Source organism: Ilumatobacter sp. (assembly GCF_039969435.1).
Lineage (GTDB): Bacteria > Actinomycetota > Acidimicrobiia > Acidimicrobiales > Ilumatobacteraceae > Ilumatobacter_A.
The window spans coordinates 615,370-629,925 of the sequence record NZ_JBDVNU010000036.1 but is presented as its reverse complement, the minus strand read 5'-3'; the positions used below and the strand labels follow the sequence as shown (position 1 = coordinate 629,925).

General features: G+C 68.2%; 15 protein-coding genes. 11 read left to right on the top strand and 4 right to left on the bottom strand.

Annotated elements, in window-relative coordinates:
• The first annotated feature begins 3 nt into the window (after nucleotides 1-3).
• Nucleotides 4-396: an ACT domain-containing protein gene (locus ABJK40_RS20205; protein WP_348482550.1), complete on the top strand. Its 393-nt coding sequence runs from the start codon at nucleotides 4-6 to the stop codon at nucleotides 394-396.
• Nucleotides 397-416: 20 nt separating this feature from the next.
• Here ABJK40_RS20205 and ABJK40_RS20200 read toward each other — a convergent pair whose 3' ends face one another.
• The gene (locus ABJK40_RS20200; RefSeq protein WP_348482549.1) at nucleotides 417-986 is read right to left on the bottom strand and encodes a YqgE/AlgH family protein; all 570 of its coding nucleotides are present in this window, start codon (nucleotides 984-986) and stop codon (nucleotides 417-419) included.
• 113 nt (nucleotides 987-1,099) lie between these two features.
• Here ABJK40_RS20200 and ABJK40_RS20195 point away from each other — a divergent pair, with 113 nt between their 5' ends.
• The 8 genes from ABJK40_RS20195 (at nucleotide 1,100) to ABJK40_RS20160 (ending at nucleotide 8,528) form a co-directional block, all read left to right on the top strand.
• A complete protein-coding gene (locus ABJK40_RS20195; protein ID WP_348482548.1) occupies nucleotides 1,100-1,759 on the top strand; it encodes a DUF4230 domain-containing protein in 660 nt (219 codons plus the stop codon).
• Between the two features lie 68 nt (nucleotides 1,760-1,827).
• Entirely contained in the window at nucleotides 1,828-2,871 is a 1,044-nt protein-coding gene (argC, locus tag ABJK40_RS20190; protein ID WP_348482547.1) for an N-acetyl-gamma-glutamyl-phosphate reductase, read from the top strand.
• Nucleotides 2,872-2,897: 26 nt separating this feature from the next.
• Nucleotides 2,898-3,869 (top strand): acetylglutamate kinase, encoded by a 972-nt coding sequence (gene argB, locus ABJK40_RS20185; RefSeq protein ID WP_348482668.1) that lies wholly within the window; start codon nucleotides 2,898-2,900, stop codon nucleotides 3,867-3,869.
• Nucleotides 3,866-5,098: an acetylornithine/succinylornithine family transaminase gene (locus ABJK40_RS20180; RefSeq protein WP_348482546.1), complete on the top strand. Its 1,233-nt coding sequence runs from the start codon at nucleotides 3,866-3,868 to the stop codon at nucleotides 5,096-5,098. Before argB ends, ABJK40_RS20180 begins: the two co-directional genes overlap by 4 nt.
• Complete coding sequence (locus tag ABJK40_RS20175; RefSeq protein WP_348482545.1) at nucleotides 5,095-6,051, top strand: ornithine carbamoyltransferase; 957 nt, start codon at nucleotides 5,095-5,097, stop codon at nucleotides 6,049-6,051. The genes ABJK40_RS20180 and ABJK40_RS20175 overlap by 4 nt, the downstream gene beginning before the upstream one ends.
• Nucleotides 6,048-6,512: an arginine repressor gene (gene argR / locus ABJK40_RS20170; RefSeq protein WP_348482544.1), complete on the top strand. Its 465-nt coding sequence runs from the start codon at nucleotides 6,048-6,050 to the stop codon at nucleotides 6,510-6,512. Before ABJK40_RS20175 ends, argR begins: the two co-directional genes overlap by 4 nt.
• Before the next feature lie 13 nt (nucleotides 6,513-6,525).
• Entirely contained in the window at nucleotides 6,526-7,974 is a 1,449-nt protein-coding gene (argH, locus tag ABJK40_RS20165; RefSeq protein WP_348482543.1) for an argininosuccinate lyase, read from the top strand.
• Nucleotides 7,971-8,528, top strand: coding sequence for a DNA-3-methyladenine glycosylase (locus ABJK40_RS20160; protein WP_348482542.1), 558 nt, complete (start codon nucleotides 7,971-7,973; stop codon nucleotides 8,526-8,528). Before argH ends, ABJK40_RS20160 begins: the two co-directional genes overlap by 4 nt.
• Before the next feature lie 84 nt (nucleotides 8,529-8,612).
• On the opposite strand, the gene ABJK40_RS20155 is transcribed toward ABJK40_RS20160, so the two are convergent.
• Nucleotides 8,613-9,767 (bottom strand): MFS transporter, encoded by a 1,155-nt coding sequence (locus ABJK40_RS20155; protein WP_348482541.1) that lies wholly within the window; start codon nucleotides 9,765-9,767, stop codon nucleotides 8,613-8,615.
• A gap of 98 nt (nucleotides 9,768-9,865) precedes the next feature.
• On the opposite strand from ABJK40_RS20155, the gene ABJK40_RS20150 reads away from it, so the two are divergent.
• Nucleotides 9,866-10,780 carry an SDR family NAD(P)-dependent oxidoreductase gene (locus tag ABJK40_RS20150; protein WP_348482540.1) on the top strand — a complete coding sequence of 305 codons (915 nt, stop codon included), beginning with the start codon at nucleotides 9,866-9,868 and terminating at the stop codon, nucleotides 10,778-10,780.
• A gap of 100 nt (nucleotides 10,781-10,880) precedes the next feature.
• On the opposite strand, the gene ABJK40_RS20145 is transcribed toward ABJK40_RS20150, so the two are convergent.
• On the bottom strand, nucleotides 10,881-11,705 hold the full coding sequence (locus ABJK40_RS20145; protein WP_348482538.1) for an enoyl-CoA hydratase/isomerase family protein: 825 nt from the start codon (nucleotides 11,703-11,705) through the stop codon (nucleotides 10,881-10,883).
• 30 nt (nucleotides 11,706-11,735) lie between these two features.
• A complete protein-coding gene (locus ABJK40_RS20140) occupies nucleotides 11,736-12,863 on the bottom strand; it encodes a DUF2332 domain-containing protein (RefSeq protein ID WP_348482537.1) in 1,128 nt (375 codons plus the stop codon).
• A gap of 26 nt (nucleotides 12,864-12,889) precedes the next feature.
• On the opposite strand from ABJK40_RS20140, the gene tyrS reads away from it, so the two are divergent.
• A complete protein-coding gene (tyrS, locus tag ABJK40_RS20135; RefSeq protein ID WP_348482535.1) occupies nucleotides 12,890-14,179 on the top strand; it encodes a tyrosine--tRNA ligase in 1,290 nt (429 codons plus the stop codon).
• The last annotated feature ends 377 nt before the right edge of the window (nucleotides 14,180-14,556 follow it).

Here is a 14,556-nt window from a genome sequence, read left to right as displayed (position 1 = left end):
GCGATGAACGGCCCCGGTGAGACGGATCTGCAGACCATGCTCGATTCGCTCGACGTCGTCCGGCGCCCCGGGACCTACACCTTCGTCTCCCTCGAGGTGCCGACGCCCGAGCTCCTGGCGAGCGCCCACGCGATGGTGACCGAGGGCGACACGACCACGCTGGTCCTCCCGGTCGAATCGGCCCGGCGGGTGGGGCTCGATGTCGTGGTCGACATGGCGTGGCTGTCGCTGACCGTGCACTCGAGCCTCGCGGCGGTCGGCCTGACCGCCGCATTCTCGAAGATGCTGGGCGACGAAGGCATCTCGTGCAACGTGCTCGCCGGATTCCACCACGACCACATCCTCGTGCCCGCCGATCGTGCCGACGACGCCATCGCCGCACTGAGGCGTCGCTGATCGCAGCCGTCGGCTCCCGGTCAGTTGAGCGAGAGGTCGTCGGGAGCGAGAGCGAGCCAGCTGAGTCGGCCGGGCTGGCGCTTCAGGATCGTGCGCCACAGGTCCTCGGGACGATCGGAGAACACGTCGCCCACCTCCGCGTCGAGGACCAGCCAGGCCCCCTGGTCGATCTCCATGTCGAGTTGACCGGCCCCCCAGCCGGCGTACCCGCGAAAGACGCGGACCGAGTCGACGTGTGCGGCCACGATCGCCGGGTCGGCCGACAGGTCGGTGGACGCGATCAGCCCGCTGATCGGCGTGATGTGTTCCACCGGTTCGTGGGCCACCACTTTCGTCGTGGCCATGCCGATCATCGCGTTGGTGTCGACGGGGCCGCCGGTGAACACCGACGACGGTACGGCCTGCAGGTCGATCCACCGGTCGAGGGGCGCTTCGAGTGCCTCGTCCGACGGACGGTTGAGGACCAGACCGATGGCACCCTCCTCGTGGTGTTCGAGCACGTACACGACGGATCGATCGAAGTCGGGATCCTCCAACGGCGGGGTGGCGAGCAGCAACCGGCCCTTGGTCTGCGGAGACGTCAGGAACACGCCTCCAGTGTGGCGCGGCGAGCGGCGCATCGCTCGCTGTGTTCCCGGTCACCAGAACGGGTGATCGCGATGACGGAGGGCATGCGCGACGCCTCTACTACGTTGTCGGGGTCATGTTCGATTCGATCAAAACGGGCGGCAAGGTGCTGGTGTTCGGCGCCGGCGCGATGGTGGCCGTCATCGTCGGCGTCTTCCTCGTCGGGCCGAAGCTGTTCGACCTCGGCTCGCCGTTCTCGACCGAGACCGTCGACCGCACGCCGCCGGTGGTCCTGACCGAGATCAGCGATCTCGCCGAGTTCCGTGCCGCCGAGGCTCAGTTCGAGGTGCTCCTCGACAAGGAGGACGACGTCCGATGGGTCCCCGACTTCATCGCGGGCGAGCGCGTCCAGTACGTCGCGGTGGGTTCGATCGACGCGACCGTCGACTTCTCCCGACTGACCGAGGAGAGCATCGTCTTCGACGAGTCGACCGGCAAGGCCGTGATCTACCTCCCTGCGCCGACGCTCGGGCAACCCGTGATCGACTTCGACTCGTCCGGCGTCCTCAACCGCGACCGTGGGGTCCTCGACCGCATCGGTGGTGCGTTCGTCGACAGCCCGACGGGGGAGGAGAGCCTGGTCGTGGCGGCGGGGGACAAGATGCTCGAGGCCGTTCCCGCCACCGACCTGTCGGAGCGGGCCGAGGCGAACACCGAGAAGATGCTCGAGACGCTCCTCGGAGCGGTGGGCGTCGAGAGCGTCGACGTGATCTTCGAGGAACCGCCGGTCGTCTGACACCGGTCGCCGGTCTGCGGGACCGTACGGTCGTTGCATGACCATGCACAGGTCTGTATGATCATGCGATGACGATCGGAGTGGGCAACGGCACGGTTCGGCGTGCCGGAATCATCGGTGCGTCGGGCTACACGGGCGCCGAGCTGCTCCGGCTGCTGGCAGGGCACCCGGACCTGGAACTCGTCCTGGCCACCGGCGACTCCATGGCGGGCCGACGCGTCGCCGACCTGTACCCGTCGCTCGCGGCGGCCTACCCGGACCTCGTGTTCGCCGAGTTCGACGTGGACGCGGCTCGCGATCTCGACGTGGTCTTCCTCGGCCTCCCGCACGAGGCGTCGATGGAACTCGCTCCCCGGTTGGTCGGGGAGGTGGGTTGCGTCGTCGACCTGTCGGCAGCGTTCCGGTTGAAGGACGGCTCCCAGTACTCGACGTACTACGGCTTCGAGCACAGCCAGCCGGACCTGCTCGCACGGGCCGTGTTCGGCCTGCCCGAACTTCACCGGGACGAACTGGTCGGCGCATCGTTGATCGCCACGCCGGGATGTCACGTCACCGCAGCAACGCTCGCACTGCGCCCGCTGGTCGACGCTGATCTGATCGAGTCGGCGGGAATCGTGGTGAACAACGTCACCGGCATCACCGGCGCCGGGCGCAACCCGACCGAGACCAACGTGTTCACCAACATCGACTCCAACGTCGTCGCCTACGGGGTCGGTCATCACCGGCACACCCCGGAGATGGAGCAGGAGATCGGCGCACAGGTCACCTTCGTGCCGCATCTGGTTCCGATGAGCAGAGGCATCCTCGCCACCTGCTATGCCCGTCCGACCGCCGACTGCTCGCCGGAGCGTTTGATGGGTGCACTCCGCGAGTTCTGTACCGACGAACCGTTCGCCACCGTGATCGACGCGCCGCCCGCCACCAAGTCGGTGCTCGGGTCGAACGCCGCACACCTGAATGCGCGACTCGACGAGCGGACCGGCACCGTGATCGCCATGTGTGCCATCGACAACCTCACCAAGGGAGCGTCCGGCGGCGCCGTGCAGGCTGCCAACGTCGCACTCGGCCTCGACGAGACCGCCGGGCTCACCACGATCGGACTCGCACCGTGAACACGGTGCCACCGCCGACCAACCAGATGCGCGCCGAGACCCTGGTCGAAGCACTGCCCTACATCCGCCGGTTCTCGGGCAAGACCGTGGTCGTGAAGTACGGGGGCAACGCGCTCGCAGGAACGTCCGAGCACGACGCCCTCGCGTTGTTCGCCGAGGACATCGTGATGATGCGCCTCGTCGGAATGCGTCCCGTCGTCGTCCACGGTGGGGGGCCGCAGATCTCCGCACTGATGGCCCGGCTGGGCAAGACGGCCGAGTTCGTCGACGGGCTGCGGGTGACCGATGCCGAAACGGTCGGGATCGCCCGGATGGTGCTGAAAGGCCAGGTGAACCCTCAGATCGTGGCGGCGATCAACGTCCACGGCAAGTACGCCGTAGGGGTGTCGGGCGTCGACGGTGGGCTGATCCGCGCCGAGGCGCGCGACGAACGACTCGGGTACGTGGGTGACGTCACCGAGATCAACACGGAGATCCTCGACGGGCTGCTGGACCACGAATTCATCCCCGTGATCGCGACGATCGGGTCCGATGCCACCGGGCAGGCCTACAACATCAATGCGGACACCGTGGCGGGCCGCATCGCGGAGGCACTCGGTGCGGAGAAGCTCGTGTATCTCACCGACATCGAAGGTCTGCGTTCCCAGGTCGACGACGCAGGAAGCCTGATCCGCCAGACCACGGCCGACCGCCTCGACGGTTTGATCGCCGACGGCACGATCGCCGGCGGGATGATCCCGAAGGTCACCAGTTGCCAGCAGGCGGTGCGCAGCGGCGTGCGTCGCGCACACATCCTCGACGGGCGTGTCGCACACGTCCTGCTCCTCGAACTGTTCACCGATGAAGGCATCGGCACCATGGTCGTCGCCGACCAGGCAGCGCTCGACGAGCACCTCGCCGAGACGAAGGCCGCATCGGCGCTCGGCCTGGACACGACGTCCGCCGGCGCGGACACCGACGGCACGACACCCAGCCCCATCGGAGGAACCGACTCATGAGCACCACGACCAGCCACGCGTTCCACCACGCGCCGATGGACGCGTGTCCGTTCATGCCGGTGTTCGGTCCTCCCGCGATCATGTTCGATCGTGGTCGCGGCAGTGAACTGTGGGACTCCGACGGGAAGCGCTACCTCGACTTCCTGGCCGGGCTCGCCGTCGTGTCGCTCGGCCATGCGAACGACACGGTGGCCGAAGCGATCGGTGACCAGGCCGAGACCCTCCTCCACGTGTCGAACTTCTTCGCCAACCCGGTCGCCACCGAAGCGGCGGTGAAGATCAACGGGTTGTTGAAGGACGCCACGGGTCACAGCGGCCAGGTGTTCTTCACCAATTCCGGCGCGGAGGCGAACGAATGCGCACTCAAGCTCGCCCGCAAACACGGGGGTCGGGGGCGCCACACGGTGGTCTCGGCACTCGGCAGCTTCCACGGCCGCACGCTCGCCACGCTCGCGGCGACTGGTCAGCCGGCCAAGCACGAACCGTTCGCGCCGATGCCCGACGGCTTCCGTCACGTCGCCTGGGGTGACCTCGAGGCGATGCGTTCGGCGGTGGACGGCTCGGTCGCGGCGGTGTTGATCGAGCCGATCCAGGGCGAGGGTGGCGTCAACCCGGCGACCGACGAGTATCTGCAGGGCGTTCGCTCACTGTGCGACGAGGTCGGTGCGCTGATGATGGTCGACGAGATCCAGACGGGGTTCTGCCGGACCGGCCGTTGGTTCGGTTTCGAGCACGCCGGTGTGTCGCCCGACGTGGTCACCATGGCCAAGGCGATGGGCAACGGGATGCCGGTGGGAGCGTGCTGGGCGCGCACGGAGGTCGCTGCGGCGTTCGAACCCGGCGATCACGGCAGCACCTATTCCGGCACGGCGATCGCGTGCTCTGCGGTGAACGCGGTGATCGACACGATGCAGGAGATCGATGCGCCGTCGCTGGCCGTCGAGCGAGGGGCACAGTTGGTCGACGCGGTCCGGCGGCTGCCCGGCGTGGTCGGCGTGCGTGGACGGGGCCTGATGCTCGGCGTCGAACTGGCCGACGGACTCGATGCCCGACGCGCGTACGCCGATCTTCTCGATTCGGGTCTGATCGTCAACGCCGTGAACCCCCGGACCATCCGGCTGCTGCCGCCGCTCACCGTCACGAGCGACGAGGTCGACGAGGCGGTCGCGATGATCGCCGATGCACTCGCGACGCAGATCCACGAAGCCCAGAGCGGGGCGCAGCAATGACGCGACACCTGCTCGACATCACCGACTTCACGGTCGAGGAGATCGGGACGGTCCTCGACCTGGCCGAGGCGCCGGTGGGATCGCTCGGTGCACCGCTCGCAGGGCAGGGGGCGTCGCTGATCTTCGAGAAGCCGTCGAACCGCACCCGCCACTCGATGGAGATGGCCGTCGTGCAACTCGGTGGGCACCCGATCTACACCCGGGGGGAGGAAGTCGGGTTCGACACCCGTGAGCCGGTGGAGGACGTGGCAAGGATCATGGCCGGCTACCACGCACTGATCGCCGGTCGCGTGTTCGAGCACTCGACACTCGAGCGGATGGTGGCCGCGTTGGACGCCGACGGCGTCGACGTCCCGGTGGTGAACATGCTCTCGGACTGGTCGCACCCGCTCCAGGCATTCGCCGACGCCCTCACGATGCGTCAGAGCCTGGGCGATCTGCCGGGTCGGACCGTCGCGTACATCGGCGACTACGCCAACGTCGCTCGGTCGCTCACCGAGGTCTCGCTCCTGCTGGGCATGAGCGTGCGCCTGGCCTGCCCGCACGGGTTCGATGCCGACGGCGCCGAACTCGAACGACTCGCACTCATCGGCAGCGGCGACGTCACCCAGACCACTCGTCCGCACGACGCCGCCGAGGGCGCTCACGCCGTCCACACCGACACCTGGGTGTCCATGGGTCAGGAGCGCGAGAAGGAGGCTCGTCGTCGGGCATTCGAGGGCTATGCCGTCGACGCGTCGGTGATGGCCGTCGCGGCCGACGATGCGGTCTTCATGCACTGTCTCCCGGCGTATCGGGGCTTCGAGGTGACGGCCGACGTGATCGACGGCCCGCGCTCGGTCGTGTTCCGGCAGGGACACAACCGGATGCACGCCGCCCGGGCGGCTCTCGCCTTCGTCCTCGATCGCCCCGAGCGGCGACCGGTCGCCCACGGCGAGGGTGGCGGATCATGACCACCAAGGTCCAACGCCAGACCACGATCACCCGTCTCGTCGCAGAGCACGAGATCACCAGCCAGCCCGAACTCATCGAGCTGCTCGCCGGTGTCGGCATCGAGGCCACCCAGGCAACCGTGTCGCGCGACCTCGACGACATCGGGGCCGTCAAGGTCCGGGCGGCGAACGGGTCCTCCGTGTACGCCATCCCCGAGTTCGAACCCGACCGCCTGGCGCCCCTCGACCACCTCCGACGGGTCATGGGGGAGTGGGTCGCCGAGGTCGCGCTCTCGGGCAACATCGTCGTCCTGCGCACGCCACCCGGGTGCGCACACGTGGTCGCATCGGCCCTGGACCGCAGCCGTGTCGACGGCATGATCGGCACGGTCGCCGGTGACGACACGCTGATGTGCGTGTCGGCCGATCCCGACGGCACGACGCTCGCCACCCATCTCCGGCAACTGGCCGGCATCGACTGAATCGACACGACACATGGATCTCGACGACCAACACGAATTCGCGCGCGACGGAGAACTCCCCGCGCAGGCCAGGACCCTGTGGCACGGACGCTTCACGGGCGGTCCGTCGGAATCGCTCCTGGCCTACACCGTCAGCCTTCCGTACGACCAGCGGATGTGGCGCGACGACATCGCCGGCTCCAAGGCTCACGTGCGTGGTCTCGCCCGCGTCGGACTGCTGACCGACACCGAACGCGACGAGGTGCTCGGTGCACTCGACCAGGTCGGCGCCGAGATGGAGACCGGGTCGTTCGACTTCGCCGAGACCGACGAGGACATCCACACCGCCATCGAGCGGCGGGTCACCGAGATCGCACCGGCGGGCGGCAAGCTGCACACGGCGCGATCCCGCAACGACCAGGTCGCGACCGACCTGCGGTTGTGGTGCAAACGGGAACTGCGCGACGTGGCGCTGCGACTCGTCGAGATGCAGGAGGCGCTCCTCGATCAGGCGTTGGAGGCGGGCGACACCTACCTGCCCGGGTACACGCACCTGCAGCGGGCGCAGCCCGTCCTGCTGTCGCATCATCTGATGGCCCACGGGTGGGCGCTCGGTCGTGACGTGAGCCGGCTCCTCGACACCATCGATCGCCTCGACGTGTCGCCGCTCGGCGCCGGAGCGTTGGCCGGTTCGTCGCTCCCCATCGACCCGGTGGGCAACGCCGCCGACCTCGGATTCGCACGGGCCTTCGACAACAGCCTCGATGCGGTCAGCGATCGCGACTTCGTGGCCGAAGCGGTCTTCGATCTGGCGTTGATCGGCATCCACCTCTCCCGGATCGGAGAGGAGTGGGTGCTGTGGACCTCCGGCGAGTTCGGTTTCGTACGTCTCGACGACGGATACGCGACGGGTTCGTCGATGCTGCCGCAGAAGAAGAACCCCGACATCGCGGAGTTGGCGCGTGGCAAGAGCGGGCGCCTCATCGGCAATCTCACCGGTCTGCTCGCCACGCTCAAGGGCCTGCCGATGGCGTACAACCGTGATCTCCAGGAGGACAAGGAGCCGCTGTTCGACTCGGTGGAACAAGTGACGCTGGCGGTCGCTGCACTGACCGGCATGATCGCCACGGCGACGTTCAATGTCGAGGTGATGCAGGCAGCTGCCGACGAGGAGACCATGGCCGCCACCGACCTCGCCGAACACCTGGTGCGCAACGGCATGCCGTTCCGTGAGGCTCATGCCGTGGTCGGCGCGCACGTCCAGTCGTGCCTGGCGGGCAAGGGTTCGCTGGCCGAACTCGTCCTCGCAGATCCTCGCCTCGGGGCCGAGGGAGCGGCTCTCGTGGCACCGGGCGTGGGGGTGAGGATGAGGACCTCCCGCGGCGCTGCAGGGCCCGACGCCCGGGCCGAGCAGGTCGAGTCCTACCGAGCGATGGTGGCCGCGGAACTCACGTCGATCCGCGCACTGTCTCCGTCGGTGTGACGACCCGCCCGGACCGTCGGTGGTTCGAGCGTGACGCTCCCGTCGTCGGGCCGGACCTGCTGAACAAGTTGCTGGTCGTCACCGTCGACGGGATCACGTGTTCCGGGCGGATCGTCGAGACCGAGGCGTACATGCCCGACGATCCTGCCAGCCACACGTTCCGCGGCCTCTCGCTGCGCAACGCTGTGATGTTCGGCCCGCCCGGCCATCTCTACGTGTACCTCAGTTATGGCATCCACCAGTGCGCCAACGTCGTCACCGGACCGGCGGGGAGCGGGCAGGCCGTGTTGATCCGGGCGGTGGAGCCGGTCGACGGACTGGACGTGATGAGAGCGAGGCGACGACGCCCGGACCGCGAACTCGCGAACGGCCCCGGGAAGCTGTGCCAGGCACTCGGCATCGGCGCGGCCCACGACGGCGTCGACCTCCTCGCGTCCGACGTCGCGATCGTCGACGACGGGGTGGGATCTCCGACGCATCCCGTCGTCGGCCCGCGTGTCGGCATCACGAGGGCGACGGCCACGCCATGGCGGTTCCGCGTGCCGGTCGAGTGACGACGCCGCCGAGTCGACGACGGAGTGCATCGAGGTCTCCCGCCTCCCGACCGACCCCCACCGATGGCGCCGTGTTCGACGGGGTCAGTGCGACGTCCGGCTCCCGAGCATCGACCCGGCGGGTCGCGCGGTCACGAGCGTCGGAAGGCCGATCACGAACACGACGAGCACGACCACGACGGTGGCGTCGGCACTGCTGGCGTCGATGATCTCACCGGTCGCGAACGGGATGACGATCGCTCCGAGGTTCGCGGCCAACAGTTGCCAGCCCGACACCTGCTGAGCGTGTTCGGTGCCCACCCGGTCGGCCGTCCGGGCGGACAGGGTGGGGACGATCGCAGAGAGTGACAGGCCGACCAGCGTGGTCGTGACGACCACGAGCGACCCCGGAGCGACGGCCGTGAGCAGCGTGAACACGATGCCCGCAACGGCGAGCACCGGCATTCCGGCACGGTCGGCGAGGAGCCGGACGCGCTCGGACACCAACGCGAGACGACCGATCATCGTGCCGCCCCAGAATCCCGAGACACCGATCGCCGCAACCGTGTCGCCGATCGAACGCGCCTCGGTGAGATACGTGAACAGCCAGTTCCCGAACGTCACCTCGAGCGCCACGAAGGCGAAGAACATCGTCAGCGACACGACCGTCGGGCGGAGGGGAGGAGGTCCGACCAGGGCGTCGACCGACGTGTCCCTCGCCGCTGTGGGGGGCGCAGGCCACGCCTGACGGGCGATCACAGCGACCGCCAGCGCAGCACCGGCAACGACGGCGGCGACGAGGAGCGACCAGCGCCAGTCGGGTACCGCGGCCACCACCAGCGGGCCGACCGTGGCGCCGATCCCGTACGACCCGTGGATGATCCCTGCGCTGCCGACATCACCGAGGGTCGCGATGACACCTGCGCCGACCGAGTCGAGGAACCCCGACACCACGCCGATGGTGGCGACGCCGCCGAGGAACATCGGCCACGACGTCGCCGAGCCCACGATCAGGTCCGATGCGACGAGCCCGACCAGGGCGACGATGAAGCAGGCTCCGATGCCGAATCGTCGTGTCGCCGTGCGCCCGAGCCCGGACGTCGACATCCGGGCGACGCCGTACACGAGCGACACCGTGCCCAGCGCTCCGAGCGACTGGCCGAAGCGGTCCCGCACGTCGGGCCACATCACGCCGAACATCGAGACCGGCATCGCGAACGCGAGGAAGGTCAGCGCCGACGAGCGCACCGAGAGCGGCATGTCGGCGACCGTACCGCCAACCTCTGAGATCCATCCCGGTCGGATCACGGAGGTTCCGCTTGAGTCCGGGGTGTCCCTGGGATCTACGGTCGCTCGCCATGCAGGACTTCGCAGGAAAGATCGCCGTCGTCACCGGAGGCGGTACCGGTATGGGCCGCGAACTCGTGGTCCAACTCGCGGCCGCAGGTGCGCACGTCTCGATGTGCGACGTGTCCGAACCCAACATGGTCGAGACGGCACGCCTCGCACAGGCGGCAGCGCCGGCATCGGACATCCGCATCTCGACGCACTCGGCCGACGTGTCCGACGAGGCCGCGATGTTCGTGTTCCGTGACGAGGTGCTGGCCGCGCACGACAGCGATCACGTCAACCTGCTGTTCAACAACGCCGGCCTGAGCGGTGGTGGGTCACTGTTCACCGACTCCCGCGAATCGTGGGAGCGCTGCTTCGACGTGTGCTTCCACGGGGTGCGGTACGGCACGCTCGCGTTTCTCGACGCGCTGGTCGCGTCCGACGAGGGCCACATCGTCAACACGTCGAGCGTCAACGGCTTCTGGGCTTCGATCGGCAACGACCGGCCCCACACCGCCTACTCGGCGGCCAAGTTCGCGGTGAAGGGGTTCACCGAGGCACTGATCACCGATCTGGCGGTGAACGCTCCGCACGTCAGGGCCTCGGTGGTGATGCCCGGGCACATCGGGACGTCGATCGTGCAGAACTCGGTGGACTTCGGTGCTCGAAGCCTCACCGAGGAGGAACGCGCGATGGCAGCGGTCGCCGACCGACTCTTCCACGACATGGCACCGATGACCGCCGCTCAGGCGTCCACGGTGATCCTCGACGGCGTGCGTGCCGGGAAGTGGCGCATCCTCGTGGGCGACGATGCCCACCGTCTCGACGAGGCGGTCCGTGCGAACCCCGAAGGCGCCTACGAGGCGAACTTCGGAGACGTGCTGTTCGCCGAGTTGCGTGCGGCCACCGACGAACTCATCGCCGCCGACCCCGGGAGCTGAACGGGGCTCGTACCGAGCCGCCGGCGTGGACCTCCGACCATCCGGGCGAGCCTCCGACGACGTCGCTCGGTGTCAGACCACGCGGCCGGTCGGCCCGGTTTCAGAGGCCGGACCACTCCGGCGGCCGCTTCTCGGCGAAGGCGGCCTTCGCCTCGGCGACGTCGCCGTTGCTGCTGCACATGATCTGCGTGCGGTTCTCGATGTCGAGGGCGTGGCGCAGGGACGGCGCGTCGAGGGTCTGCCACATCGTCTCCTTGGTCATCCACGTCGCGAACGGCGAGTTGGCCCGGATCAGGCGAGCGGTGTCGAGCGCTCGCGCCACCGGGTCGTCGTCGAGCGCGCTCAGCAGCCCGATCCGATCGGCTTCGGCGGCGTCGAAGATCCGCGCGGTCAGCAGCAGTTCCGCCGACCGCGAGGCCCCGACGAGGCGGGGGAGGAAGTAGCTGGTGCCCATGTCGCAGTTCGACACCCCGATCTTCATGAACACCGCACCGAAGCTCGCGCTCGGAGAGGCCGTGCGGACGTCGCATGCGAGGGCCATCGCGAAACCACCGCCCACGCAGGGTCCGTTCACCGCAGCGATCCACGGCTTGCGTGAGCGGTGGATGCGCTCGTGCAAGGTGGCCAGGTGGTCCTGCCACATGAAGCCCGACACCAGTGGGCGAACGTCGTCGGCACCCGGCGCCGTCCCTTGTTCCGTCAGATCCAGTCCGGCACAGAACCCGCGGCCGGCCCCGGTCAACACGACGGCACGGAGGCCGGGATCGAGGTCGACCCCGGCGACGACTCGGTCGAGTTCGTCGATCATCGTCGACGTGATCGCATTCAGTCGATCGGGCCGATCCAGCGTGACGAGGGCGACACCGTCGTCGATCTCGTCGAGTGTGATGGTCGTCAGGTCGGTCACCGCGTCGAAGCACCTCATGGAGAGCGACCGTACCGATCCGCTCCGGCGTCAGCGCCAGTGGAGCCAGTAGCCGTGCGGGTGGCAGGTGGCCAGGTGCTCCGTGCGTCGAGCTCCGTCGCGCCACCGCACCAGGGTGAGCGCGGTCGTGTGCTCGCCGATCAGGTCCGGGGCATGGGGGAGCTCGGGCGTGAGCGCCGGCGACTCGGCGAACACCCAGCTGATGTCGCGTTCAGCGCCGACGCGGTCGAGTTCGTCGAGAAACGCCCGACGAGCCTCCGGGACCAGGTAGTTCAGCGCCCACGACGTGGTGACCACCGGCTGCTCGGTCGCGGGGATCCGGTCGATCACGGGGCGGATCGCGGACACGGCGTGGCCGGTGACGATCTCGGGTGGATCCGCTCGTGCCAGTTCGATCGCCGCAGCGAGACGATCGAAGCGGTCGGTCTGGTCCGGCCAGCAGCAGGCCTGGAGCCAGCGGGCATCGACGGGATCGGTGATGTCGACAGGGTCGATGTCGATGCCTCGAGCGCTGGAGACCGCCGGCATCGAGTTCGGCAGGGGGCCGGACCCGCGTGTCGAGCAGGTCAGCAGAGGCCCACCCGCTCCGATGACGTGACCCCGCGCGCCGGGTCCGCCGACGTCCGTTTCGGTGTCCGCCTCGCCGTGTGTCTCGTCGTCGGCGTCGTAACGGTAGGAGTAGCGCGGCAGCAGGGTGTTCAGGCCGGCGCTCGTCCCGACGTCGACGTGAGCGATCGGTCCGAGCTCGGTCGCCGCGAGCACGAAAGCGGGCAGGAACAGCGCGCAGCGGCCGATCTCGTTGGTCTGGACGCGACGAGTCGCGAGCAGGTCGAGCATCGACGGTCCCCGGTCGTTCACGAACTCGTGGAGGACCGGGGCCAGAGCCGGGTCGGTCGGGTCGCGGGCGTCGGTGGTGACGTTCGGGTACCACGCGGCGAGTTCGTGATCGGGCTCGGCGAGCACGAGGAAGTGGATCGCGGCCAACAGCAGCACGGGCAACTGCTGCTCGGTCGGAGCGTGGGCGAGCAGGGTGTGCAGCGACCGGTCCTGCGCGATGACGCCGCACAGTGCTGCGTTGAGCGGGGCACGGCTCTGCGAGTCGCGCTGGTGGGCCCGGATCCGCTGGACGAGTTCGGAATCGTTCCAGGGGTCGCGCACCGCGCGGACACTACTGTCGGTGCGATATGACGCTCGACGTGCAGTTGGTTGACGGGGACCTGATCGCAGACCTGGAGGCCCGTGGTCTCATCCACGACTCCACGGACCGGGAGCACCTGCGGGCGCTCGTGGCGGATGGGCCCGTGGGCATCTACTACGGCTGCGATCCCACCGCCGACAGTCTCCACGTCGGGAACCTGATCGGCCTGGTGATGCTCCGGCGCTTCCAGGACGCCGGGCACCGAGCGATCGCGCTCGCCGGCGGCGCCACGGGGATGATCGGTGATCCGGGCGGGCGTTCGGAGGAACGGAACCTCCTGGACGACGAGACCCTCGACCACAACGTGCGGCGGATCAAGGCCCAACTCGGGCGGATCGTCGACCTGGAGCAGCCCGACCGGGGGGTCCTGGTCGACAACCGGGAGTGGACGCAACCGATCACCGTGCTCGAGTTCCTGCGCGACGTCGGCAAGCACGTCACGGTCAACCAGATGCTCGCTCGGGAGAGCGTGAAGGCGCGGATCGCGTCGGAGAACGGGATCAGTTTCACCGAGTTCAGCTACATGCTGCTCCAGGCCAACGACTACCTGTGGTTGCACGAGCACGAGGACTGCACCATCCAGGTCGGCGGATCGGACCAGTGGGGCAACATCCTCTCCGGGGTGGACTTCATCCGCCGCAAGCGGGGCACGGCGGTCCACGGCTTCTGCTGGCCGCTCCTCACCGCCGCCGACGGGACCAAGCTCGGCAAGACCACCGGCGCACGCATGTGGTTGGACCCCGAACGAACCAGTCCGTACGCGCTCTGGCAGCACTTCCTCCAGACGTCCGACGACGACGTCCGACGACAGTTGCTCACCTTCTCACTTCGCCCGGTCGCCGAGATCGAGGAGATCGTGGCGGCGCATCTGGAGGCGCCATTCAAGCGCGTCGCACAGCGGACGCTCGCGGACGACGTCGTTGCACTGCTCCATGGACCCTCGGCGGCGAGCGGAGCCAGCGAGGCGGCCGATCTGCTCTTCGCGAAGGACCCGACCGACGCCTCACGTGCAGCCCTCGAGGTGCTCGCCTCCGAGATCCCCTCCACCGAGATGAGCATCTCGGAGATCGAGGACACGCTCGACGTCCTGGTCACGACGGGACTCGCGAGTTCTCGAGGTGACGCCCGTCGCACGATCACGGACAACGGATACTCGGTCAACGGGGTCAAACTGGGAGAGAAAGACCAGCTCAGCGGCCAGAAACGCCTCCACGGCGAGTACCTCCTGCTGGCACGCGGACGCAAGCTGCACCACCTTCTCAGGATCTTTTCCTGAGAGGAGGTTGTCGCCCCGATTCGGCACGGCTAGCTTAGCTACTCGCTTCACGGAGGCAGCAGCCGCCGGAAAAGCAACGGAATGCACGCCACGCTCGACCAAAGGTCCAGCGTACGGCACATTCCCATCGGTTCCTTGAAAACAGAAGAGAAGACAGAACGCAAACGCGGGCAGTCCAGTCAGAGCCCTTGGGCTCTGCGAGAGACTGTCTTGTCAATTTCGCTGTCGGCCTCCCAGCCGGCAGCAACACGGATAACCGACCTGTCGTCCACGAGGAGAGCTTCGGCTTGAGTCGACACGACAGGTCACAATCAGCCACGTACTGTGAGATCAACGGGACATTTCCTCCCGCTCACGGTGCTCGCTGACATTTCGTT